This window comes from Sulfurospirillum tamanense (assembly GCF_016937535.1).
In the GTDB taxonomy this organism is placed as follows: Bacteria; Campylobacterota; Campylobacteria; order Campylobacterales; family Campylobacteraceae; genus Sulfurospirillum_B; species Sulfurospirillum_B tamanense.
This window is the reverse complement of record NZ_JAFHKK010000008.1, coordinates 23,250-47,963: the sequence shown is the minus strand read 5'-3', so window position 1 is coordinate 47,963 and position 24,714 is coordinate 23,250. Positions and strand designations below refer to the sequence as shown.

The window sequence follows — 24,714 nt, the reverse complement described above, 5'->3', positions numbered from 1 at the left end:
AGATTAGATTAAATATAAATGAATAATCATTCATTGAATAAATTGCTTTGTTTGGTGGGTGATGAAATCTTACATAGGAGTAACCGATGGAACATGCCGAAATGTTTGAGAGGGTTTCTGCGCGACTTGCAGAACTTTCTAAATTTCCGAAGCTTCGGGAAGATAAGTCCGTTCGTAGTATGATGGACGAAAATGGCGTTAATCGCCGTGATTTTATGAAGTGGGCAGCGGGTATGACAGCACTTTTGTCTCTCCCTTCTTCGTTCACGCCATTGATGGCGCAAGCTGCTGAACTCACAGACCGTTTGCCAGTAGTATGGTTGCACATGGCAGAATGTACAGGCTGTAGTGAGAGTTTAGTGCGAACGGCAGAACCAACAATCGACAGTTTACTTTTTGACTTTATTTCCCTTGAATACCACGAAACATTGATGGCTGCTGCGGGATGGCAAGCAGAGCACAATCTTGAAGATGCCATCAAAAAATACAAAGGGCGACTTATCTTGATGGTTGAGGGCGGCATTCCAGAAGGACAAAGCGAGTTCTACTTAACTGTTGGGCCACACGGAACCACAGGGGCAGCCCATTGTCGTGCTGCTGCAGAATCTGCTGCGGCTATTTTTGCTATCGGTTCATGTTCAAGTTTTGGTGGGGTTCAAGCAGCCTATCCAAACCCAACCAATGCACAACCTATGAGTAAATTTACCAATAAAACCGTTATTAATGTACCAGGATGTCCTCCAAGTGAGAAAAACATCGTAGGTCAAGTGCTTCATTATGTTCTCTTTGGCGCACTTCCTGCCCTTGATGTTTATAACCGTCCAAAATGGTCTTATGGTATTCGTATTCATGACCTTTGTGAGCGACGTGGCCGCTTTGATGCGGGTGAGTTTGTTGAGCAATTCGGTGATGAGGGTGCAAAGAAAGGCTACTGTCTTTACAAAGTAGGTTGTAAAGGTCCTTATACGTTTAATAACTGCTCAATTGAGCGCTTTAACCAACACACTTCTTGGCCAATTCAGGCGGGACACGGCTGTATCGGATGTAGTGAGCCAGACTTTTGGGACACAATGGGCCCATTTGAAGAGCCTCTTGGCAGTAGACTCTATCAAACACTCTATGGTGTAGGGGCAGATAAAACGGCGGATAAGGTTGGTGTTGCATTGCTAACAGCAACGGCTGTAGGTATTGCGGCGCATGCTGCGATTGCTGCAGTTAAAGGTTCAAAGAAAGAAGAGGAATAACCCATGAGTAAGCGAATTATTGTAGACCCCATTACACGAATCGAAGGCCACCTTCGCGTTGAAGTAGAAGTTGATGATAACAATGTGGTAACAGAAGCTTACGCTTCTTCAACCCTATGGCGTGGTCTTGAAACCATTTTAAAGGGACGTGATCCTAGAGATGCGGGCTTCTTTGTTCAGCGTATTTGTGGTGTTTGTACTTACTCTCACTACAAAGCAGGCATTGAAGCGGTAGAAAATGCCCTTGGCATTCAACCGCCACTTAATGCGGTATTGACACGTTCATTGATGCTTGTCTCTTTGTTTATGCATGACCACCCTGTGCACTTTTACCAACTCCATGGACTTGACTGGGTAGATGTGGTTTCTGCCCTAAGTGCAGATCCTAAAAAAGCATCCGAGATTGCATTCCAGTACACTGATAGCCCGATTGCAACTGGACATGACCACCTTAAAGCCGTACAAGAGCGTGTGGCAGCCTTTGTTAAAAAAGGACACCTTGGGCCGTTCGCGAATGCTTACTGGGGACACAAAACATACCACTTAACACCTGAGCAAAACCTCATCGCACTTTCTCACTACCTGGAGTGCTTGCGCATTCAGCGAACAGCAGCGCAAATGATGGCGATTTTTGGTGCAAAACAACCCCATCCACAGTCCTTGACTGTAGGCGGTGTGACATGTATTATGGACCTTATGAGCCCTGCGCGCTTGGGTGAGTTTATGGTGAAATACCAAGAAGTTGCTGATTTTATCAACCGTGCGTACTACCCTGATGTTGTGATGGCAGGCAAGGCGTATGCGGTAGAAGAAAGCGTTCTGAACGACTTAGGAACGGCTAACCTCTTTACGTATAAAGAGTTTCCTATTAATGCAAATGAGACTATTTTTGAAAGTGGCATTATTATGAACGGCGATTTGAGCCAAGTGCTTGAAATCGACGAAAGTAAAATCACTGAAGAAGCAACCCGTGCATGGTATGTAGATAACGAGCCATTACACCCGTATGATGGTAAGCAAAATCCTAACTACACAGGGTTTGTAAGCATGGATACCATCAATGACAAAGGTGAGCTCGCACACTCTAAAGCGATTGATACCAAAGGAAAATACACGTGGGTTAAAGCCCCTCGATACGATGGCAAGCCAATGCAAACAGGACCACTTGCAAATATTGTGGTGAACTACGCTAAGGGCAACCCGCGTGTTGTGAAGGTTGTTGATCAATTCTTGAAAGAAACAGGTCTTCCTTTGGCAGCGGCCCTTTCAACCCTTGGCCGTACAGCGTGCCGTATGCTTGAAACGAAGGTGATTATTGACAGTGGCATGGAAGCGTTCCAAAGCCTTGTTAATAACCTTAAAGTTGATCAAGAAACTTGCGCTCCGTATGTGATTGATAAAAACAAAGAATACAGAGGTCGTTACATTGGCAACGTGCCTCGTGGGGTGCTTTCTCACTGGGTTCGCATCAAAGGCGGTGTGATTGAAAATTACCAAGCAGTTGTTCCGACCACTTGGAATGCTTCTCCCAAAGATGCAAGTGGTGTGCGTGGACCATACGAAGAAGCATTAGTGGGTCTTAAGATTGCAGATTTATCTCAGCCTTTAGAGATTATCCGTATCATCCACTCATTTGACCCATGCCTTGCGTGTGCGGTACATGTTATGGATACCAAGGGCAACGAAATCAGTAGCTATAAGGTCAATCCAAACGGTACTAGCTGCTAAGCTAAGGAGTAAGCAATGTCAAAACGCACAAGAGTTTATGAATTTTCAGCTGGCTACAGGTGGACGCACTGGATACGTTTTATTATGATGTTTATCCTAGTGGGCACGGGGTTTTACTTGACCTACGTGTTCGCATCCCCTAAGCCTTCGGGTGAGCCCATTTTATTTTTGCATGCAGAAATGAGAATGTGGCATCAAATTGCAGGATTTGTGCTCATAGCAGCAACAATCTTCAAGACATACCTGTTCTTTTTTGATCGTATTAGCAAATTAGAGCGTGTTTCTTTTTGGGACTTCATTAGTCCAAAGGCTTGGATTGCGCAGATTAAGTATTACTTATTTATGGGGCCACACCCTCATATGCGCGGTGCTTACAATCCGCTTCAATTCATGGCTTACCTTGGGTTGTATGCTATGGTTGTCTTAATTTGTCTAACGGGACTTATTTTGTATGTGCATGTATACCATGAAGGCCTTGGTGGGTTTTTGTATGATTATATGCGACCAATCGAAGCGATGATGGGTGGGCTTGCCAATGTAAGGGCGATTCACCACATCACTATGTGGGGGATTTTGATTTTTACTCCTATCCATATCTATTTGGCAATCTTTAGCTCCCTCAAAGGCAAAGAAGGCTCCATGGATGCAGTTTTCAGTGGGTACAAATACACTAAAAACGACCATCATTAAGATGAGTTGTTAAATGAAGGTTCTTGTACTTGGAATAGGCAATGTGATGTTCTCCGACGAAGGTGTCGGAGTCCATCTTTGCCATTTGGTTGAACAAAAGTATGCGTTTACTTCTTCTGAGCACACCGTCGATTTTGTCGACGGTGGCACCCTTGCTGAACGATTAATCCCTATTATTGCACCTTATGACGCTTTGATTATTTTTGATTGTGTAGATGCAAATGATGGTAAAATTGGCGATGTCTATTTTTTTGATTTTGAAGACGTGCCCAATTCGATTACATGGCAAGGAAGTGCTCACGAAGTGGAAATGCTTCAAACATTAACAATGATGGATTTACTAGGCGATAGGCCTCCTACGAAAGTGATTGGTATTATTCCTGAAGTCATCTCCATCACGACCCTTGAAATGACCAAAGCAGTGCGCGAAGGTGCAACTGTTATGGAAAAAACATTTATCGAACATATGCGCAACATTGGGTTTGACGTTGTGGTGCAAAAACCAGAGCTCACCATCCAACAAGTTGCTAATCTTGCGTGCCAAAGAGAGTATGATGATTCTAGCGTTTGAATTTCACTATGTTTCCCATAATGGGGTATTGGAGAATTTTTTATTTGAAGTGTTAGAAGAAAAGCCATTGCCATTTTCCCTTGAGCGTCAAGAGGGAGCAGTGACCTTGTGTGTTGAGGGTGAAGAGGCGGTGTTGATTGATTTTTCGGATCACTTAGCGCAAGCGTTACCGTTGTCGCTGTATTTTAAATCTTTACATGTAAAGACGGAAACACAGTTAGGGCAAACCCGTATGGAGCGTCCTGTGTGCCATGTTGCTCTGCCCTTTACGCCAAAAATGCTTTCACAGGCTAAGGCCACCCACAATCCCTTTGTTCCACCCACATTTGGAAAGAATATCCAAGGCCATGCGCCTTTGCGCTTGAGCAAAAAAGAGACACTTTTTACCAGTCAAAGCACTTCTTTTAAAGAGATTTTTTCTGCTGCGGCAGATATGGCAAAGGAAAATCCTTTACATGTAAAGACCGCGACAGGATGGGTTCGCCTTGAAGCGCTTACATGTAAGCCACGCTTTTTTGATAAGACTTCGGTGGTGGTGCCGTGTGATTTGAGTGTTGTGGAAAAGATGATGGTCATTAAAGAAGACGAAATTAAAGCGTTGGCTTCTTTGGAAAAACCCATTTTACGCCTCCCGCTCAATAGCATTTTTGAAGCTAAAGGCATTTTGCCCGAGCGGTTTGTCAACATGAAAATGGCAGATGATTTGGTGCTTTACCTGCTTTGTGCGTCGCTCTTTGAACTTGGAGTGGAGTTTGTAGCACTCACGCCTTGCGAGGCCACAGAAGAAGATGCGCTTACGTATGAAGGGGGAGAGTTCCGCCAGAGTATTGGAGTGTTGGTCTTGGAAAATGGTGAGATTATCCCTGCTTTTGGAGAGACGTACACCAATCCTCTCATTCAAAAAAGTGCCCAAGCTTTTGAAGAAAAATCCCACGGGCATTTTGCTGCACTTTTAAAAGAGCATCACCTTTTTGATGCTTCGGTGGCATGTTTTTACCTTAGTCGACACCATGATGATGGGTGCATGGTCTACCAAGAAGAGCTTGGAATGGTCGATTTGGTGAAGGTTGACTTCCCTGATACTATCGGGGAAATTTTAGATGCTATCAAAGAAAGTGGCAGTAGTGGCGAGCGCTTGGTGGAAAATTTTACCAAAGCGTACCCTGAGCAAGTGGCTTTTGCGCGCGAAATTTCTCTTGCAAGTGAACCAAGAAGCATCGCTACACTTATGGGTGCGGCGGGCGTGTTGTTTGGGTATGCTCCCACGGTACAAGAAGCCACAACAGCAATGCTTGATAATGCTATGATTTTTAGCGGTTTAAAAGGGCCAAGGATTGATTATTTGCTAGAGGGTGAAACCCTCAAAGGCTCTTTGAATGCTATGCGTGTGGTGCGTAGTGGGATGAGCTATTGCCTTGCAGATTTGGATGCCTTGACACTGAGTTTTGGATACGTAGACAGCTTGGGATATTTTGTTTCCGATATGCTTGACCGCATAAAAGAGGAGTTCAAAACAACCCATGTGGGCTTTTGTGGCGGACTCTTTGCTAATCGGCGCATGGCAGAAGTGGCAGCGCGCCAAGCACGGGTTTCTCATACGGTCTGTTTTAACCGCGAACTTCCTTTGGACACATAGGAGCATTCCCTGAAGCGGGTGTGTTTTTTTGTGGAAGGCCTGGTGCAAGGGGTTGGGTTTCGGCCCTTTGTGTATACCCTTGCATTAAGCCACGCTCTTTCGGGCTTTGTCCTCAATTCGCCCGAGGGCGTGAGCATTGAGGTGGAGGGGGACGAGGCAAAAATTGACGCCTTCGAACAGGATTTAAAAACATCCTTGCCACCTCTTGCCCGCATCGATCTTTTGCAAAAAACACTCAAACCTTTGGAAAATTCGACCGTTTTTGAGATTCGCCAAAGCTTGCACACAGGAGCAAAGCACTCGGCCGTGCTTCCCGACATGGCTTTGTGTGAAGATTGTGCTCAAGAGATGGCCGACCCCTCCAATCACCGCTACGGATACGCGTTTACAAACTGTACCAATTGTGGTCCGCGCTATTCCATCATCCGTACCGTGCCTTATGATCGCCCCAATACCTCCATGGAGCCTTTTATCATGTGTGCCTTGTGTCAAGCGGAGTATGATAATCCTCTTGATAGACGGTACCATGCTCAGCCCATCAGTTGCCCCCATTGCGGGCCCACGCTTAGCTTGCACCGTATGAGCGATGGCGCAACATTGGTGGAGGGAGACGAAGCCATTGAAGCGCTAGCACAATACTTGTGCGCAGGCAACATTGTGGCCATGAAGGGCATGGGCGGGTTTCACCTTATGTGTGATGGGGAAAATGCACAGGCTGTGGCCTTGCTTCGCGCACGAAAACAACGTCCCACAAAGCCTTTTGCGCTGATGTGTAAAGACATAAAAACTATCCATTCTCATGCGCTTTTGAGTGAGCATGAAGAGACTATGGTGTGTTCCATTCAAAAACCCATTGTTTTGGTTAAAAAACGTGCTACATCAACTTTGCCAGAAATTATTGCGCCACATACGGATAGGCTAGGGTTGTTTTTGCCCTATACTCCTTTACATGTAAAACTGTTTTCTTTTTTAAACGGGTGCATTGTGGCCACAAGTGCCAACCGTTCAGGGGAACCCATCGTAGAAAGCGCAGAGTTATTGCGTGAAAAATTGGCAGGTGTGGTGGATGTGTATCTGGACTACAACCGTGAGATTGTCAATGCCAGTGATGATTCCGTGGTACAGTTGGTGGGCGATAGACCTGTCTTATTGCGCGCTTCAAGAGGGTTAACGCCCCAAACTTTTCAGACCAAAAGCCAATGCAAGCAGACTATTTTGGCAGTAGGGGCCGAGCAAAAAAACGCTATCGCACTTTTTTATGAGGGCAAAATCATTCAAAGTCCTTATATTGGTGACATGCACACCCTAGAAACCTTTGGGTTCTTTGAAAAAACCCTAGGGACTCTAGAGCGCTTTTATGGGGTGAAATGCGACGCAATCGTGTGCGATAAACATCCTTATTATGCAACTTCCCAGTGGGCAAAAGTGCAAGGCGTGCCTGTACACACGGTGCAACACCACCACGCCCACATTCGTGCGGTGATGTTTGAACATGGCCTTGAAGGCCCCGTGCTAGGCGTGGCGTGGGATGGGACGGGCTATGGAGACGATGGAACCATATGGGGTGGAGAATTTTTGCGCTGTGAGGGTAAAGCATATGCGCGCGTAGCCCATTTTAAACCCTTTAAGCTTCTTGGCGGGGATGCGAGCACTAAAGATATTTGGCGAATTTTATTTACAATTTTCTGCGATATTCCTGAGGAGAAATGGCATTTACATGTAAAGAGGCTTTTTGGCAATGTTCCAAAAAACAAACAAGCAGTGTTGAAAAAACTTCATCAAAAAGGACTCAATTCCCCTTACTGTTCTTCTGTGGGAAGGTTGTTCGATGCCGTTGCAGCATTGGCTTTTGGGTTAGAAAAAGTGAGTTATGATGGTGAGAGTGGTTTGCTTGTTGAGCGTGCTGTAAAGCCTGAATACCTAGAGGCTTACCCTTTTACATGTAAAGAAGGTGTGATTGATTATGAGGAAGTTTTTTTGGCAATGCTAGAAGATGATAAAGAGCAAATATGCACAAAATTTATTAATGGTCTTGTTTGTTGTATTATTGATGTTGCAAAAAAAGAAAAATTACCTCTTGTTATCGGCGGGGGAGTGTTTCAAAACAAAACCCTTCTTGAGCGCCTAATTATCGCGACAAAAAAAGAAAATATCCCCCTGTATTTTCCTCAAAAAATAACACCAAATGACGGTGCAATTGCCATAGGGCAGTTGATGCAACATATTTAGCACAATAATAATTAATCTTATTGTATTTTAAGTATTTTTGCAATAGTATTACTAAAATTTAACTTAAATAAGGAAAAATAATGGATAATGTTATTCGTTTTAGTGTTTCACTTCCTGAGCAACTACTAGTTGAGCTTGACAAAAAGGTCTCTACGCAAGGGTATGCTTCACGCAGTGAATTTACCCGTGATTTGATTCGTGAAAAAATCGTAAAAGACAATTGGAAAGACGATAACTCCGATGTTATTGGTGTTTTAACAATGATTTACACCCACCACCAAAACGATTTAGTGCAACGCATTATCGACATCCAACATGACGCAAAAATTAAAATCATGTGCAATACCCATGTACATGTGGATCATGACAATTGCCTTGAAACTGTCATGGTACAAGGACAAGCCAATAAAATTCAAGATTTTGCCCAGAAAATTGGTGGCCTCAAGGGGGTTAAATTTTCTAAACTTGTTAAAGCCGCTGTTCCTGCTTCGTAATCATTTTTGCACGAGGCTTGAGTGCTTCGTGCTCCTTCCATGCGCGCGTTAATAGGCGTTTTTGTGTTTCTTTGTCATGATTAAACCTAAATTCTACCTCTTTTAAATAGACTCCAAAATTTTCTCTTCTTACACCGTGAAATCCCTTTAAAAATGTTTCCAAAAATCCCCAAAAATGACTAAGTGGTGTGTTTGAGGTGTTAAATTTGCTGATTTTATGCCACTGATAATAGCTTTCTAGGGTTTGGATGAATTCTGGATTGGCACGCACTTGGGCGTCGTAGGTATGAAAATGGTCAGGCATGAGCAATGTGTAGACAATTTTCCCCGTGCTTAACCCCATTAATCCTACCCCCTCAACAATGTAATGGGGGTTTTTCTGTTTGGAAGCTGGCAAAAAAAGATACTCTTCGTACTCGCTAAAATTACCCGCATTGTTTTGATACAGCTCCTCGCTCAGCAAAGTGCAAAGATGGCGAAAATGGGCGAAATGTTTTTGAACAGTTGGCAAAGAAAGACCAAGTGTTTTGGCTGCGCTTTTTGGTTTATCTTGAGCTAGAAAGCTATCAAGAAGTTTGAGTGTTTCAGCGCGCTTGAGGGGCGAATGCCTGCGATTGCAAGCGGTGCACTCCAGCCTGCCGTCTTTTAGAGGATAAAAATGGGTGTGGTTGCAAAAAGGGCATGGTGTTGATTTCATTGGTGCAGTATAGCACAACTCACTCCTGAAATTTAGTAAGTTTTTATCTTTTTAAGGAGGCTTTTACTTGGCCCGTTTATAATGTCTTTTTTGTGCTTTAGGGCACAGTCACTAACCCAAAAGGAACCTCTATGTGTAAAGATTGCGGTTGCACCATCACCCGAAGCCATAGTCACGATCACGACCATGATCATCACCATCACCATCACCATGACCATGACCATAGTCATGACCACCATCACGAGAATCACCCAAATCCTCAGCTTAATGATGCCAAAACTATCGCAGTTATCACCAAGATTTTAGATGCTAATGACAAAGAAGCGGCGCACATCAGGGAGCATTTTGAAACCCATAATGTGTTGGCGGTGAACCTTATGAGTAGCCCAGGTTCTGGTAAAACTACCCTTTTGGAGGCAACTATTGACACAGGAGCGCTAAAGCTTGGTGTTATCGAGGGTGATTTGGAGACCAACCAGGACGCAGACCGCATCAAAGCCAAGGGTGCCCCTGCGTATCAAATTTCAACGGGCCAAGCGTGCCATTTGGATGCCTTTATGGTGCATGAGGGATTGCATGCCATGCCCCTTGAGGACCTTGATGTGGTCTTTGTAGAAAACGTAGGCAACTTGGTATGTCCTGCCAGTTATGACGTGGGAACCCACTTAAACGTGGTGTTGCTCTCCGTCCCAGAAGGGCATGATAAGCCTGCAAAATACCCTGTGATGTTTCGCGCCGCGGATCTGTTGCTTATCACTAAATGTGAATTGTTGCCCCATTTTGACTTCAGTATTGAGCACGCCGTTAAAGAAGCACGCAAACTGAACCCCAAAGTAGATGTTATTGAGATTGACAGCAAATCAGGCAAAGGGATTGACCAGTGGGTAAATTATCTTAAAATGAAAAAGGCGTTACGCCGTTAAAGGAAAAAACATGTGTTTATCCATTCCCTCAAAAGTGGTAGAAATAGACGAAAATAACATGGCGACCGTGGACACCATGGGCGTGCGGCGTCAAGTAACATTAGATTTGATTGATGAAAAAGTAGAAGTCGGCGAATACATCCTCATTCATGTGGGCTATGCCATGGGAAAAATCAGCGAAGCAGAAGCGTTGGAAAGCTTGAAAATTTATGAAGAGATTGTTCAAATGATGGACGCTGGGGATATTGATCATGATGAAGGCGTAATGGGGAGGTCACATGGATCTGATTGAAGAGTTTCGTAACCCTGCCCATGTGAAAGCCTTGGCCAAAAGCATTCATGCCGAGGCAACACGCCCCCTTAATATCATGGAAGTGTGTGGCGGTCACACCCATACCATCATGAAATTTGGCATTCCACAACTCTTGCCTAAGCAGATTCAGTTTGTGCATGGGCCTGGTTGTCCTGTGTGCATCATGCCCAAAGAGCGCATCGACCATGCCTTGGCGTTGGCTTCCCAAGAAGGGGTTATCTTGGCCACCCTTGGGGATATGATTCGCGTACCCGGAAGCATGGGGTCTTTGCAAACCTTACGCGCTGAGGGAGCTGATATTCGAGCACTCTATTCACCCTTGGATGTGCTAAAGATTGCCAAAGAAAACCCCGATAAAACGGTCGTGTTTTTTGCCATCGGCTTTGAAACCACGACGCCCATGAGTGCGAGTTTAGTGAAAATGGTGTTGGCGCAAAACATCCCCAACGTGCTGTTTCACGTCAACCACGTGTTAGTGCCCGAACCTGTAGAGGCCATCATGGCAGGCGGCGATGCGAAGATTGATGCCTTTTTAGGGCCTTCGCATGTAAGCGTCATTACGGGTTCAAAGATTTACGAGCCTATTGTGCGTGCGTTTAACACGCCTATTGTGGTGGCAGGATTTGAGCCGGTGGACGTGATGGAATCTATCTTGAAAATCGTGCGCCAGTTTAACGAGGGGCGTTGTGAGGTGGAAAACCAATACACTAGAGCTGTTTCACGCGAGGGAAATGTGAGCGCCCAAAAACTCATCGAAACGTACTTTGAGCAGCGGGAGAGTTTTAGGTGGCGGGGCATTGGAGACATCCCACGCAGTGCTCTTAAGCTTAAAGACGCGTACGCCCATCTTGATGCGGAAAAGGTCTTTGAAGCGGTGTTGCCTAAAACGCCTATTGATGACCACAAATCCTGTATTTGCGGAAAAATCCTCAAAGGCCTTGCAAAGCCTTATGAGTGCAAGGTGTTTGGCAAAGCCTGTATGCCTTCCAGTCCCATGGGCTCATGTATGGTCTCTAGCGAAGGGGCGTGCGCGGCGTACTTTAAATACGGAAAATTTACCCACAAAGGGGTGGCATGAAACGGATTCAACTCGCCCAAGGCGGGGGTGGCGAAGAGACAACAGGGCTGATTAAAGGCCTATTTTTCAAGCATTTTAGCAATGAAATTTTAGAAAAAATGGAAGACGCGGCCACCTTACATGTAAAGGGTCCCATTGCTTTCACGACCGATTCTTTCACAGTGAGCCCGCTCTTTTTTGAAGGAGGAAACATTGGTAAGCTTGCGATTGCTGGCACGGTCAATGACCTTGTGATGGCAGGCGCGAAGCCGTTGTATTTGACTTGCTCGTTCATGATAGAAGAGGGCTTTTTGCTAGAAGAGCTTGAATCCATCGTCCTTAGCATGAAAGAAGAGATGGCAAAAAGTGGGGTAAAAATCGTAGCGGGTGACACCAAGGTTGTGCCAAAAGGGGGTGTGGATGGGCTGTTTATCAACACCACGGGTATTGGTGAAATTGTGTGTGAGGGGATTTCAGCGCACAATCTCAAAGCGGGCCATGCACTCATTGTTTCCAATGAAGTAGGCAACCACGGAGCGTGCATTTTAGCCAAGCGGGAAGAGTTGGATTTGGAGATGAAACTCAAAACCGACTGTGCCTCCTTGTGGGCGCCTGTAGAGGCATTGTTTGCTGCGGGCATCAAACCCTTGGCGTTGCGCGATGCCACCAGAGGCGGGCTTTCTGCGGTGTTAAATGAATGGGCCGAGGCATCCAAAGTGGGCCTAGCCGTGAGCGAGAAAGCTATTCCTGTGGCGCAAGAAGTGAAGGGCATTTGCGAACTCTTGGGCTTTGAGCCTTACGAGTTTGCAAATGAGGGCACCATGGTGTTGTGCGTGGAAGCGGCGGACGTGGAAAAAACCTTGAGTGTATTGCACCGCTTTGAAGAGACCGAAAAAGCGTGTTACATCGGCACGGTGGTGGGTGAACATGCGGGAAAAGTGGTGCTTGAAACCCCTTGGGGAAGCCACCGATTTTTAGAGCCTCCTAAGGGAGAGCTCCTTCCAAGGATTTGCTAATGCATGAATTTTCGATTGTTAATGCGTTGTTGGATTTGTGTGAAAAAAATGCCAAAGAAAACAGTGCTTCGCAGGTATTGAAAGTAGAAATTAAAATAGGAAAGCTCAGCGGCATTGAGCCGCATTTGCTAAAAACGGCCTTTGATACTTTCAAAGAAGGTACTTTGTGTGAAAACGCAGAGCTTTTGATGCATTTGCAAGATTTGGTGTTGTATTGTTCTACATGTAAAAGCGAATCCGTGCTTGAAAAAAATGAATTTTACTGCCCCAAGTGCAACAGTGTGGAAGTTTCTGTTTTGGACGGTGAGGAGATGTACCTCATGCGTCTTGAAATGGAGTAGCCTTTAAAGGAGTGCTATGATTGAATCATACCGTGAGGCGGTCCTTGAGGATTTGCCTCAAATTGTCAAAATTTACAACACAACAATAGCAACAGGGATTTCAACGGCTGATACCAAAGAGGTAAGCGTGGAGAGTCGCCTTGCGTGGTTTGAAGCCCACACGTCCAAGCGCCCTATTTGGGTAAAAGAATACCATGGTAAAATTATTGCATGGCTTAGTTTTCAGCCTTTTTATGGGCGTCCTGCGTATGCGCAAACGGTGGAAATTAGCATCTATATCGACCCCAACTTCAGGGGCAAAAAACTGGGCCAACAGTTTTTAACCGAGGCCCTTGAAAAAGCCCCAACACTAGAAATAAAAAATATCCTTGCGTTTATTTTTAAAGACAACGACACCAGCTTAAAGCTTTTTAAGCGGTTTGGTTTTAAGGAGTGGGGAAATTTACCAAGTGTGGCAGTTATTGAGGGTCAAGAAAAAGATTTGCTTATTTTGGGACTAAAATTATGAAGTGCATTATTTTTGACATGGACGGGACGCTTGTGGACAGTAGCCATGGGATTACTTGCAGTATCAACCACGTGCGCCGCAGTATTGGACTTCCTTTTATTGAGACGGAGCAGTTGGTGCGCTTTATTAATGACCCAGATGAGCATTTACCCTTGCGTTTTTATGGCACAAAAGAGTATGACCCGGGCCACAAAGCGCTTTTTACAGAGCATTATTTGGAGCACTGCACCCAAGGATTAAAGCTGTACAAGGGTGTTTTTGAAACACTGGATTCCCTTCATGGAGAAGCAAAGCTTGCTGTTGCCACCAATGCTTCGGATTTTTTTGCCCAAAAAATGCTAAGCCATTGCGGGATTGGGCACTATTTTGAAACCATTGTGGGGGCTAACACTTTTGGCACCTCCAAGCCCGACCCTGCTATGTTGTTTGGTTTGCTTGAGTCTTTACATGTAAGTCCAAGTGAAGCAATTTTAGTGGGAGATAGCCTTAAGGATGCCTATGCGGCGCAAAACGCCAACATGCCTTTTGTGTATGTCACATGGGGATTTGGAGACTATCAAACGTCCACGCCGCACGTGGCGCATTCGCCAGATGCACTTGCTAGCATCCTGAAACAACTGCTTAGTCAAAGATCTTAAAAGGCAACTGCAGTGTGCGCTTGATGATGTTATAAGGGGTCATGAGCGTGTCTTGTAGGACTTGCGTGGTAATTACAGGGTTTTTTAAATCCCCCTGAATACTAATGGCTGTGGCGATGCTTTGGTCCTCCCCTAAAATCAAGTGGTTTAGTAGTGGAATTTGCCCAATGGCGTGACTGATGTCTTTGAGAGTTTTGAGTTTTAGGGTTACATGTAACGTCTCGTCGTTGAGGTTCACGCTTCCTTCTCCTATGATGTCCGCACTCGTGCCAATGAGGTGAATGGTATGCAGGGTTAAAATTTCATCTTTTTGGCTAAAAACAATATTTCCTTCTTTGATTTCATACCCGCGTTCATTAAAACCAGGGCCCTTAAAAAGGGCAAGGGAGGGGAGCGTGTTGGCAAGTGCGATGAGGTTGTTGTAAGCAACCATCTCTTTGAGGTAACTTTCGGTAATCGCAAGAGAACCAGAAAAAAATTCCGCACTTTCTCCCTTTAAAGTCAGTTCAAAGTTTCCTCCATCAAACATCTCTTTTTTGGCAAAATGGTTCACGAGGGTAGCGTTGGCCTTGATGAGCGAGAGCTCCATAAGGGTGGGTGTTTGCAAAAATGTTAGCTCCCCTTGCGCAAATGCCCCTGAGAGCCAAATACCTTTTGGGGAATTTTCTAGCGTGTAAGCAACAAAAGGTAAAGATTGGTTCTGGTCAACTAAAAGCAAGTGGCTATTAGTGCCATGAAGAGTTTGTGTGGTTTGGCTCTGATGGGGTGTTGTGCTACTAAAACCAATGTCAAGGCCATCTAAAGTCACCTCTTGGCTCCCAGCGGTCTGGCTGAAAGAGAGGCCTTGGGCGCGGGCTAGGGTTTTGTTTTGGTCTGCATGAATGGTGAGACGTAGCGCATCAAGGGGCTTTCCATTTTCATAGAGCAGCGTTTGTAACTTGGTAATATCTAAATCAATAGCAAAGGTTTTAAAATCAGGTGTAATAACAGTGGTTTTGCCTTCTAAAAAACCACTCTCTTGCAAAAGAGGCGAATGGGGATAAAGAAGACTTAAGCGTTCAAGGGCAATGCGACTCTCTTTTTCCCCTAAATCCAAAGAAGTGGCTAACGCAGGGATAAAAAGAGTCACATTTGCTGTGGAGAAATCAAGGCTCAAAGGGGAGGGGATGTTTGAAAAAGAAACAAGCGTTTTGTCTTGGTGGCCGATGTGTAGTCGTTCAATCGTTCCTTTTCCTTCAAAGGTGCCTTGTGTCGTTTCTACGGTACCAAAGAGGGTAACATCTAAAATGTCTTCGTAGCGAAGGTGTGCATTACGAAGAGTGAGTGTCGTGTTTTCAAGGGCAATTGTTGCTTCGCGAGAATAAAACGGCACACCCGCAATGTCTATGGTGGCATCTTGAACTAAGAAATCTCCCTTTGCTTTGAGGCTGTAGGGTAAAAATCGAATATCAAGACTCAAGATACCTTGTGTTGTTCCAGAAGTTTGGGTGAGGGGAATGGTGATTTCATAAGCTTCTAAAATACGGTGAATGGTTTCATTGAGCTGCGTTTGGGTTTTAAGGGTGACTACAATGCCATTTTTTTCTGTCAAAAGGTTATAGATGTAGACCTCTGATTGGCTAACATCAACCCCCTCGTAAGAGGCATCATTGATGTGAAAAATGAGTTGATTGTTGGAGAGTTGTACGCCAAGGTTTTTAATAACCGCAGGGGGCAAAGAGGGGTGAAATGTCACATTGACCTCTTTGGCGCGTGCTGAGCCTTCCATTTGGTGTGGAAAAAAATCTCCACTAAGCAGGTCAATTTTTCCCTTTAGGGCATCAATTTGGTAATGGCTTGCGGTGATTTTTTGATAAATCCACTCGCTCACCTCTTTTTCTAAGTCTATCGCAGTGTCCAAAGCTTCCATGAAGGGTGCAAGATTTTTAAAAGAGTGGGTTTGTGCGACATAGGAGAGCAGCATATCCTCAAGCCGCAATCCTACACTTCCTGTAATGCCATGGGTGGTAAAATTTCCTTGAAAAAAACCCGATTGTGTGAGAATATCAAGGTCTAATGTCCCGTAGAGTTCAAGATCAAAATCTTTTAAGAGGAGTTTTTTGATACCTATAGCTGCGCCACGCTCTAGGGGGTTAAGGGTGGCGTCAATCGTAACGTAATCAGAATCCAAATAAAACACGTCATGATGGTAGCGTAGCACGATATGCTCATCTTCGTAGCGGAGATTTTCTATGGCAATGGAGTAAAAAAAACGATTCATCCATGGCAAATATTTTAAGATAGCAACGAGCTCTTCTCGTGAATTTTCCTGCTTTGTTGTTTTGTTAAGACGGACTTCGTGGGCGCTTACAATGAGTTTTTTATCTAGCTTAATGTACAATTGATCAACATAGACCCCTCCGATTGAGAGAGAGCTAATCCGAATTCCATAAAAGAGAGTTGCTAAAAAAGCAATGCAAAGAACAAAAAACACCAACAGAGGCGTCCAGGCTTTTTTCATCGCATGTGATGTGATTGTTATCATACTCTTGTCGCTTTTATTTTATCTTACGCGTCCAGTGACGACCACGAGCGTGGTGTACGTGCCCAGTGGGACGATAGGCCAGATTATAACATATCTTGAACAACGCCAATTTAACCTCTCGCCCGCGGTTGATAAGTATTTGGTTGCGTTTCTTGGGTGGCCGCAATCTGGCTGGATTGATGTGGGCACAACCCGCCTCTCGCGCGCAGATTTTTACCACAAACTCACTACTGCAAAAGCAGCCATGGTGCCTTTGACGCTCATCCCTGGGGAAACCACGGAAATGTTTTTCGAGCAAGTTGCGCGGGACTTTGGGCTCTCAAAAGCCCGTTTGCAAGAGGCTTATGCGAGCTTTACGCCTTATCCTGAAGGAGTATTGTTCCCTGAAACATACCATGTGCCCATAGGGATTGGTGAACGCCACTTGATTTTTTATCTGGTTTCCCTTTCCAAAGCTTCTCATGAGGCGCTAGCACAAAAGATTTTTGGAGAATATAACGAACGCCGCTGGTATCGGTATGTGATTATTGCTTCCATTGTTCAAAAAGAAGCGGGTTCGGTGCAGGAGATGCCCCTTGTCTCTTCGGTGATTTACAACCGCTTAAAAAGAGGTATGCGTTTACAAATGGACGGCACGTTAAATTATGGGCCCTATTCTAACACCAAAGTCACGCCACAACGCATCCGCGAGGACGATTCGCCTTACAACACCTATAAACACGCAGGGCTCCCCCCACACCCCGTGGCAACGGTAAGCAAAGAAGCCTTGCGTGCGGCTATTTTTCCTAAAGAGACGGAGTACCTTTATTTTGTGCGCACGGCTAGCGGAAAGCATACCTTTACAAAAACCTATGCCGAACACCAGCGCGCCATGAATCAAGGCAGGTGAGCCACCCTTTACATGTAAGCCTTACATGTAAAGGTTTAAGCTTTTAAGTTACTTGGGCGTCTTAGTGTGGTTTTTACGTGGAAGATGTTACTATCGCATCAAATTTTACCAAGGAGATATTGCGCATGTCTAGGATTATTTACACGAAAGTCGATGAAGCCCCCGCGCTGGCGACGTACTCTTTTTTGCCCATTGTACAACGGTTTGTTTCCCTTGCGGGGGTTGAAGTGCACGCCAAGGACATTTCATTGGCAGGTCGCATTTTGTCTGCTTTTCCCCAAAGTGCCAAGACACCTTACCCTGATGACTTAGCAGAACTTGGAGCCCTTACAAAAGACCCTGAGGCAAACATTATCAAACTCCCCAACATCTCCGCTTCCATTCCCCAGCTCAATGCCGCCATTAAAGAACTCCAAGACCAAGGATTTTCTCTTCCTAATTATCCCCAATCTCCCCAAACGCCTGAAGAAGAGGCCATTAAGGCACGTTACGCCAAAGTGCTTGGAAGTGCTGTGAATCCTGTACTTCGCGAAGGCAATTCTGACCGTCGCGCACCCTTGTCTGTCAAAGCGTACGCCAAAAAACATCCCCATTCCATAGGGGTATGGTCTAAGGACTCTAAAACCCATGTAGCGCACATGGAGGCTGATGATTTTTACGGCAGTGAGCGTTCTTTGGTGATGCCAAAAGCAGACACGCTAAGTATTGTGCTAGAAACTGAAAAAGGCGAACAAATCGTGCTCAAAAAAGAGTTGAAGGTGCAAGAAGGCGAAGTGCTTGATGCTTCGCGCATGCGCATAAAAAGCCTTGAGCAGTTTTTTAAAACCCAAATGGATGAAGCCAAAAACGAAGGTATCTTGCTTTCATTGCACCTTAAAGCAACCATGATGAAGGTCTCTGACCCTATTATGTTTGGGGTTGCGGTGAAGGTCTATTTTCAAAAGCTTTTTACCTCCCATGCACAAACCTTTACCACGCTTGGCATCAATCCTACTAACGGCTTTGGGGATGTGATGAGTAAAATCGAACAGCTAGAGCCCGTGTTAAAAGAGCAAATCAAAGCAGATATTGCAACGATTTTAGAAGAAAACGCTCCTTTGGCAATGGTGGATTCAGATAAGGGCATTACCAATTTACATGTACCCAGTGATGTTATCGTGGATGCCTCTATGCCTGCTATGATTCGCAGTTCTGGAAAAATGTGGAATAAAGAGGGTAAGCTTGAAGATACCAAGGCCCTTATTCCTGATCGCTCATATGCGCGCGTGTATCAAGCAGTGATTGAGGATTGTAAGGCCCATGGCGCCTTGAATCCTTCAACCATGGGAACGGTGCCTAATGTGGGCTTAATGGCCCAAAAAGCAGAAGAGTACGGCTCCCATGATAAAACTTTTCAGCTGAGTACATCAGGGGTTGTTAAGGTCAAAAACAGTGCGGGAGAAGTGCTTTTTTCCCATAAGGTAGAAGAGGGCGACATTTGGCGTATGTGCCAAACCAAAGACGCGCCGATTCAAGATTGGGTGAAGCTTGCTGTTTCGCGGGCGCGCCTTAGTGGAATGCCCGCCATTTTTTGGCTGGATGCCAACCGTGCCCACGATGCGGTGCTGATTGAAAAAGTGAAAACATACCTCAAAAACCACGACACAAACGGGCTTGATATTACGATTCTCTCCCCTGAAGAGGCAACAAGGGTGAGTTTGACGCGTATGCGAGCAGGGAAAGATACGATTTCTGTCACAGGGAATGTGTTGCGGGATTATAACACCGATTTGTTTCCTATCTTGGAGCTTGGTACGAGCGCAAAGATGCTTTCCATTGTGCCGCTCATGGACGGAGGGGGGTTGTTTGAAACAGGTGCGGGAGGTTCTGCGCCCAAGCACGTGCAACAATTTGTGAAAGAAAACCATCTGCGCTGGGACTCCTTGGGTGAATTTATGGCCTTGGCTGCTTCTTTGGAGCACCTTGCCACAACGCAACAAAACACCAAAGCGGGTGTTTTGGCGGAGTGTTTGGACACGGCTGTTGGGGTCTTTTTAGACCAAGACAAATCCCCTTCGCGCCGATGCGGAGAGCTTGATAATCGAGGAAGCCATTTTTACCTAGCGCTGTACTGGGCCCAAGCACTGGCGACGCAAAGCAAAGATGTACAGATTCAAACCAAAGTGTCACCTTTGGCGCAAGGACTCGCGGAAAACGAAGCAAAAATTATAGAAGAACTGAATGCTATTCAGGGTGTCAGTGTAGATTTGGGGGGATATTATCATCCTAATGATACCAAAGCTTCGCGCGCTATGCGTCCAAGCTCTACTTTTAACACCCTTTTGGAAGTCCTTTAGAATCAATGGTATATGCGGCTAGAGACCCACGCTCTAACTTTTGCTGAGATGGGATTTAGCCGCAAAATATCAAAGTTTTGCAAAAGACTCGCGTATTCTTGGCAATATATTTTTTAAAATACATTATTTAAAAATATGTTACTAAAAAGCATTCTTGCCAAAACGCACAATTTATTTCTCCCCTTTAAAGTAACACTTTTTTTGAGTGTTACCAAATGTCCAAATTTTTCATTAAATTGTTCTATATTACAAATAAAATTGAAACAATTTTGAAATTAAGTTATACTTTTTTTCGAAACAGTGGGTTGAAAACTTATATTTTTTTCAACCTTAAAGTTGCAGTAAATTCTCATTATAGTTGTGATTTGTATCGTTTTTGATAGACAAGTCGTACTAAAGTTAACGACAATTTAAAGGCTAGGCCTCCTAGGGCGGGCCTCTAGGAGGTTTGATGAATATCCACGAATATCAGGCAAAGGAAATCTTCAATCGTTTTGGCGTACCTGTTCCGAAAGGTTACATTGCGTTTAGTGCTGATGAGGCAGTAGAAAACGCAAAAAAACTTGGTGGTTCTATTTGGGTAGTAAAAGCTCAAATTCATGCAGGGGGGCGAGGTCTTGGCGGAGGTGTTAAGCTTGCGCGTAGTCTTGATGAGGTAAGGAAGCATGCCGATGCTATTTTGGGCATGACCCTCGTTACCCACCAAACAGGTCCCGAGGGAAAAGTGGTAGGCAAGGTGTATATCGAAGAGGGTGTGGATATTGCCGATGAGCTTTACCTTGGGGTTGTTCTTGATCGCGCCAAAGAGATGCCCTTAATGATGGCTTCCACCGAAGGAGGCATGGAGATTGAGAAAGTGGCCGCAACCACGCCTGAAAAAATCATCAAAGTAGCTATTGACCCTAGTATTGGTTTTCAAGGATACCATGGCAGGGTATTGGCCTTTGGACTGGGGCTTCCCAAAGAGCAAATGGGGGTGTTTATTAAATTTGCTTCAGCACTATATACTTTATACATGCAAAACGATGCAGAAATGATTGAGATTAACCCTTTGGTTAAAACGGGTGCTAGTACTTTTGTCGCCCTTGATGCCAAAATGGGTTTTGATGACAGTGCATTGGGGCGTCATCCTGATATTGCGGCTATGCGAGACATCACCGAAGAAGACCCCGCAGAACGTGAAGCAGGTGAATTTGGATTGAGTTATGTGAAGCTTGATGGCAATGTAGGATGCATGGTCAATGGCGCAGGGCTTGCTATGGGAACCATGGATACTATTAATTATGTAGGGGGAACTCCGGCAAACTTTTTAGATGTTGGTGGCGGGGCTAATGCTCAAACGGTTGCCAAAGGTTTTGAGATTATTCTCAAAGACCCCAATGTTAAATCTATTTTTGTCAATATTTTCGGGGGAATTGTGCGATGCGATCGTATTGCCAATGGTATTCTGGAAGCCACAAAACTTGTAAATGTGAATGTGCCAGTGATTGTAAGGCTTGATGGGACCAATGCGCAAGAAGCCGCCCAAATCCTTAAGCAAGCCAATATTTCCAACATTATTACCGCTTATGACTTGGAAGATGGTGCCAAAAAAGCTGTGGCTGCTGCTAAGGGAGAGAGAGCATGAGTATTTTAGTCAACAAAGACACAAAGGTTATCGTTCAAGGTTTTACGGGAAAAGAGGGCACTTTTCACGCCCAACAGTGTTTAGAGTATGGCACCCAAATTGTGGGCGGCGTGACACCAGGAAAAGGTGGTCAAACACACCTTGGTGTGCCCGTATTTGATACCGTCGCGCAAGCTGTGGAGGTGACAAGCGCAACGGTTAGTATGGTTTTTGTGCCACCTGCTTTTGTAGCAGATGCGGTTATGGAAGCCGCAGATGCGGGCATTGCGCTTGCTGTGATTATCACTGAGGGTGCGCCTGTGCGGGACATGCAAATGGCAAAAGCATATGCTGTTAAAAAAGGGATGAAAACCATTGGCCCAAATTGTCCTGGAATTATTACAGCCCAGGAGTGCAAAATCGGGATTATGCCAGGAGCTATTTTTAAAAAAGGTTCTGTGGGACTTATTTCAAAATCAGGCACATTGACTTATGAGGGTGCTAATCAAGTCTGCAAAGAAGGCTTTGGTATTAGTACAGCGGTTGGCATTGGGGGGGATCCTATTATTGGATTGAGCTATAAAGATCTTTTGCCTTTGTTTGAGGCAGACTCTCAAACCGAAGCTATTGTGCTCATCGGAGAGATTGGTGGCGATTTGGAGATTCAAGCGGCAGCATTTATTAAAGAGAATATTACCAAACCCGTGGTAGCATTCATCGCGGGACAAACGGCGCCCAAAGGCAAGCGCATGGGGCATGCGGGAGCTATTGTGAGTGGGAGTGCTGGCACTGCAGTTGAAAAAATGGAAGCATTGCGTGCCGCGGGTGTAGCGGTAGTGCAATCTCCTGCAGACATTGGCAAGAAAATAGCAGAGGTCTTAAATAAGCGATAGTCCTTTGGTGGGCATCTGGGTTGCTTTTTGAAACTAATCCAGATGCCCACGCGGGCAATCACACTAAAGGAGCAATGGATGAGCGTCATGGCGGCACCGGAGAGTACTCCGGTTTGGGTCAATACCGCACGCTGTAAGGCATGTGATGTGTGTGTAAGTTTATGTCCTGCGGGAGTTTTGGTAATGGTGCCAGCTCCTGGGTCCACCCTTGGGTCGATGATTGAAGTGGCAGAACCTGCTGCATGTATCGGGTGTAGAGACTGTGAACTTCACTGCCCTGATTTTGCAATCTACGTGGCTGAGCGCGGTGAGTTTAAGTTTGCAAAACTTACGGATGAAGCAAAAGCACGAGCTGAAGCTGTAAAGCAAAACGGCTACCGAAAATTGAGCGCATAGGGAGATGGAATGGCTAGAGAAGTAGTATCAAGCGGCAACTCGCTCGCAGCAAAAGCTGCTGTGGAGTGCGGATGTAATTTTTTTGGAGGCTATCCCATCACACCTTCGAGTGAAATTGCGCATGATTTGAGTGTTTTATTGCCAAAAAGCGGTGGGACGTTTATACAAATGGAAGATGAGATAGCAGGTATTTCTGTGGCCCTTGGTGCAGCCATGAGTGGCGCCAAAGCAATGACTGCTTCTTCGGGACCTGGTATTTCACTTAAGGCAGAACAAATTGGTCTTGGGTTTATAGCCGAAATTCCCTTGGTAATAGTTAATGTTATGCGCGGTGGCCCCTCCACTGGTCTTCCGACTCGTGTTTCTCAGGCGGACATTGGTCAAGCAAAATATCCAACGCATGGGGATTTTGAATCCATTTCTTTGTGCCCAGGAAGTCTAGAAGAGGCCTATACTGAAACAGTACGGGCTTTTAATATCGCCGAAAAATACATGACACCCGTGTTTGTATTGCTTGATGAAACCTTGGGTCACATGCACGGAAAAGCGATTTTGCCAGACTTGGAAGAGGTTAAAGCTTCTGTTGTTAAACGTAAAGAATTTACGGGCGACCCCAAAGAGTATCGCCCTTATGAGGCAGGTCCAACGGAACCAGCCACGCTAAACCCCTTTTTTAAAGGATACCGCTACCATGTAACGGGCTTGCACCATGGCCCCACAGGTTTTCCCACAGAAGACGAACACCAATGCCAGTACAACATTGATCGCCTAATGGGTAAGATTCGCGCACACCACGAGGATTTAGTACGGTATGAAGAGTACATGCTTGAGGATGCAGAAGTCTGTATTATCGCCTATGGAAGCATTTCTCGTGCTGCCAAAGAGGCGGTAGTGAAGCTACGTTCCGAGGGGATTAAGGCCGGACTTTTCCGTCCGATTACGTTGTGGCCAAGCCCTAAAAAACGCATGCGCGAAATTGCTGCAAAATTTGAAAAGATTTTTGTAACCGAACTCAACATGGGGCAATACCTTGAAGAGATTCAGCGCGTGATGAAGCGGGATGATTTTGGAACCCTGCACAAAGCAAACGGACGAGCCATTGCCCCCGGTGAAATGGTGGCTAAAGTGAAGGAGATGATGTAATGGCATTTAATTATGACGAGTATTTGCGCACAGAAAAAATGCCCACCTTGTGGTGTTGGGGTTGTGGTGATGGGGTGATACTAAAATCCATTATTCGCGCCATTGAAAAATTGGGTTGGAATATGGACGATGTGTGTGTGGTCTCAGGGATTGGATGTAGTGGACGCACAAGCTCGTACATTAACTGCAATACGGTACACACTACTCATGGACGGGCCATTGCATATGCCACGGGCATTAAGTTAGCTAACCCGAGCAAAAAGGTCATTGTGGTCACAGGCGATGGTGATGGGCTTGCTATTGGTGGCAACCATACCATTCATGGCTGTCGACGCAATATTGACCTTAATCATGTGCTTATTAATAACTTCATCTATGGCTTAACCAATTCTCAAACTTCACCCACAACGCCTCAGGGTATGTGGACAGTAACGGCGCAGTATGGCAATATTGACCCCACGTTTGATGCGGCCAAGCTTGCCCAAGTGGCGGGTGCGACTTTTGTGGCGCGTGAGTCTGTTTTGGATCCTAAAAAGCTTGAAAAAGTATTTGTAGAAGGGTTTGCGCACGAGGGGTACTCCTTTTTTGATATTTTTTCTAACTGCCACATTAACTTGGGACGAAAAAACAAAATGGGCGATGCAATTCAAAACCTCAAGTGGATTGAAGGCCGCATTGTTCCTAAGAAAAAATACGATGAACTTAGTGAAGAAGAGCAAAAAACTAAATTCCCAACAGGCATCCTCAAGCACGACACAACCCAGCTTGAATATTGCAAAGGGTATCAAAAAGTTATCGAAGCGGCTCAAACTAAGAGCCAAGTGAAACTCTAAGGAGCAAGG

General features: G+C 45.2%; 23 protein-coding genes. 21 read left to right on the top strand and 2 right to left on the bottom strand.

The features are described 5' to 3' along the window. Positions 1–86: 86 nt before the first annotated feature. The 7 genes from JWV37_RS05180 (at position 87) to nikR (ending at position 8,592) form a co-directional block, all read left to right on the top strand. A complete protein-coding gene (locus JWV37_RS05180; RefSeq protein WP_205458712.1) occupies positions 87–1,244 on the top strand; it encodes a hydrogenase small subunit in 1,158 nt (385 codons plus the stop codon). 3 nt (positions 1,245–1,247) lie between these two features. After that, positions 1,248–2,972 carry a nickel-dependent hydrogenase large subunit gene (locus JWV37_RS05175; protein ID WP_205458711.1) on the top strand — a complete coding sequence of 575 codons (1,725 nt, stop codon included), beginning with the start codon at positions 1,248–1,250 and terminating at the stop codon, positions 2,970–2,972. A gap of 15 nt (positions 2,973–2,987) precedes the next feature. Beyond that, positions 2,988–3,662 (top strand): Ni/Fe-hydrogenase, b-type cytochrome subunit, encoded by a 675-nt coding sequence (gene cybH / locus JWV37_RS05170; protein ID WP_205458710.1) that lies wholly within the window; start codon positions 2,988–2,990, stop codon positions 3,660–3,662. Positions 3,663–3,675: 13 nt separating this feature from the next. Further along, on the top strand, positions 3,676–4,233 hold the full coding sequence (locus JWV37_RS05165; protein WP_205458709.1) for a HyaD/HybD family hydrogenase maturation endopeptidase: 558 nt from the start codon (positions 3,676–3,678) through the stop codon (positions 4,231–4,233). Beyond that, positions 4,214–5,869 (top strand): hypothetical protein, encoded by a 1,656-nt coding sequence (locus tag JWV37_RS05160; protein ID WP_205458708.1) that lies wholly within the window; start codon positions 4,214–4,216, stop codon positions 5,867–5,869. Before JWV37_RS05165 ends, JWV37_RS05160 begins: the two co-directional genes overlap by 20 nt. Positions 5,870–5,899: 30 nt before the next feature. Then, positions 5,900–8,098, top strand: a complete 2,199-nt coding sequence (hypF, locus tag JWV37_RS05155; protein WP_369407656.1) for a carbamoyltransferase HypF — start codon at positions 5,900–5,902, stop codon at positions 8,096–8,098. A gap of 80 nt (positions 8,099–8,178) precedes the next feature. Continuing rightward, positions 8,179–8,592, top strand: coding sequence for a nickel-responsive transcriptional regulator NikR (gene nikR / locus JWV37_RS05150; RefSeq protein WP_205458707.1), 414 nt, complete (start codon positions 8,179–8,181; stop codon positions 8,590–8,592). Here the strand turns inward: nikR and JWV37_RS05145 are convergent. Continuing rightward, positions 8,567–9,289 (bottom strand): hypothetical protein, encoded by a 723-nt coding sequence (locus tag JWV37_RS05145; RefSeq protein ID WP_205458706.1) that lies wholly within the window; start codon positions 9,287–9,289, stop codon positions 8,567–8,569. The genes nikR and JWV37_RS05145 overlap by 26 nt on opposite strands. Positions 9,290–9,420: 131 nt before the next feature. Here JWV37_RS05145 and hypB point away from each other — a divergent pair, with 131 nt between their 5' ends. The 7 genes from hypB to JWV37_RS05110 are packed head-to-tail and all read left to right on the top strand — an operon-like array spanning position 9,421 to position 14,085. Next, a complete protein-coding gene (gene hypB / locus JWV37_RS05140; RefSeq protein WP_205458705.1) occupies positions 9,421–10,212 on the top strand; it encodes a hydrogenase nickel incorporation protein HypB in 792 nt (263 codons plus the stop codon). A gap of 10 nt (positions 10,213–10,222) precedes the next feature. Next, positions 10,223–10,504, top strand: a complete 282-nt coding sequence (locus JWV37_RS05135) for a HypC/HybG/HupF family hydrogenase formation chaperone (protein WP_205458704.1) — start codon at positions 10,223–10,225, stop codon at positions 10,502–10,504. After that, complete coding sequence (gene hypD / locus JWV37_RS05130) at positions 10,491–11,603, top strand: hydrogenase formation protein HypD (protein WP_205458703.1); 1,113 nt, start codon at positions 10,491–10,493, stop codon at positions 11,601–11,603. Before JWV37_RS05135 ends, hypD begins: the two co-directional genes overlap by 14 nt. Next, the gene (gene hypE, locus JWV37_RS05125) at positions 11,600–12,598 is read left to right on the top strand and encodes a hydrogenase expression/formation protein HypE (RefSeq protein WP_205458702.1); all 999 of its coding nucleotides are present in this window, start codon (positions 11,600–11,602) and stop codon (positions 12,596–12,598) included. Before hypD ends, hypE begins: the two co-directional genes overlap by 4 nt. Continuing rightward, positions 12,598–12,939: a hydrogenase maturation nickel metallochaperone HypA gene (gene hypA / locus JWV37_RS05120; RefSeq protein ID WP_205458701.1), complete on the top strand. Its 342-nt coding sequence runs from the start codon at positions 12,598–12,600 to the stop codon at positions 12,937–12,939. The genes hypE and hypA overlap by 1 nt, the downstream gene beginning before the upstream one ends. 16 nt (positions 12,940–12,955) lie before the next feature. Further along, positions 12,956–13,447, top strand: coding sequence for a GNAT family N-acetyltransferase (locus JWV37_RS05115; RefSeq protein WP_205458700.1), 492 nt, complete (start codon positions 12,956–12,958; stop codon positions 13,445–13,447). Beyond that, entirely contained in the window at positions 13,444–14,085 is a 642-nt protein-coding gene (locus JWV37_RS05110) for an HAD family hydrolase (protein WP_205458699.1), read from the top strand. The genes JWV37_RS05115 and JWV37_RS05110 overlap by 4 nt, the downstream gene beginning before the upstream one ends. On the opposite strand, the gene JWV37_RS05105 is transcribed toward JWV37_RS05110, so the two are convergent. Beyond that, entirely contained in the window at positions 14,069–16,585 is a 2,517-nt protein-coding gene (locus tag JWV37_RS05105) for a YhdP family protein (RefSeq protein WP_205458698.1), read from the bottom strand. The two genes, JWV37_RS05110 and JWV37_RS05105, sit on opposite strands and share 17 nt — an antisense overlap. On the opposite strand from JWV37_RS05105, the gene mltG reads away from it, so the two are divergent. The 7 genes from mltG (at position 16,539) to JWV37_RS05070 (ending at position 24,705) form a co-directional block, all read left to right on the top strand. After that, positions 16,539–17,498 carry an endolytic transglycosylase MltG gene (gene mltG, locus JWV37_RS05100; protein ID WP_205458697.1) on the top strand — a complete coding sequence of 320 codons (960 nt, stop codon included), beginning with the start codon at positions 16,539–16,541 and terminating at the stop codon, positions 17,496–17,498. The two genes, JWV37_RS05105 and mltG, sit on opposite strands and share 47 nt — an antisense overlap. Positions 17,499–17,623: 125 nt before the next feature. Beyond that, positions 17,624–19,834: an NADP-dependent isocitrate dehydrogenase gene (locus JWV37_RS05095; protein ID WP_205458696.1), complete on the top strand. Its 2,211-nt coding sequence runs from the start codon at positions 17,624–17,626 to the stop codon at positions 19,832–19,834. A 451-nt stretch (positions 19,835–20,285) separates the two neighbouring features. Continuing rightward, on the top strand, positions 20,286–21,461 hold the full coding sequence (sucC, locus tag JWV37_RS05090) for an ADP-forming succinate--CoA ligase subunit beta (RefSeq protein WP_205458695.1): 1,176 nt from the start codon (positions 20,286–20,288) through the stop codon (positions 21,459–21,461). Next, a complete protein-coding gene (gene sucD, locus JWV37_RS05085; protein WP_205458694.1) occupies positions 21,458–22,333 on the top strand; it encodes a succinate--CoA ligase subunit alpha in 876 nt (291 codons plus the stop codon). The genes sucC and sucD overlap by 4 nt, the downstream gene beginning before the upstream one ends. Positions 22,334–22,411: 78 nt before the next feature. Beyond that, the gene (locus tag JWV37_RS05080) at positions 22,412–22,729 is read left to right on the top strand and encodes a 4Fe-4S dicluster domain-containing protein (protein ID WP_205458693.1); all 318 of its coding nucleotides are present in this window, start codon (positions 22,412–22,414) and stop codon (positions 22,727–22,729) included. Positions 22,730–22,738: 9 nt separating this feature from the next. Then, positions 22,739–23,872, top strand: coding sequence for a 2-oxoglutarate synthase subunit alpha (locus JWV37_RS05075; RefSeq protein WP_205458692.1), 1,134 nt, complete (start codon positions 22,739–22,741; stop codon positions 23,870–23,872). Beyond that, positions 23,872–24,705: a 2-oxoglutarate ferredoxin oxidoreductase subunit beta gene (locus JWV37_RS05070; protein ID WP_205458691.1), complete on the top strand. Its 834-nt coding sequence runs from the start codon at positions 23,872–23,874 to the stop codon at positions 24,703–24,705. Before JWV37_RS05075 ends, JWV37_RS05070 begins: the two co-directional genes overlap by 1 nt. Positions 24,706–24,714 lie beyond the last annotated feature (9 nt).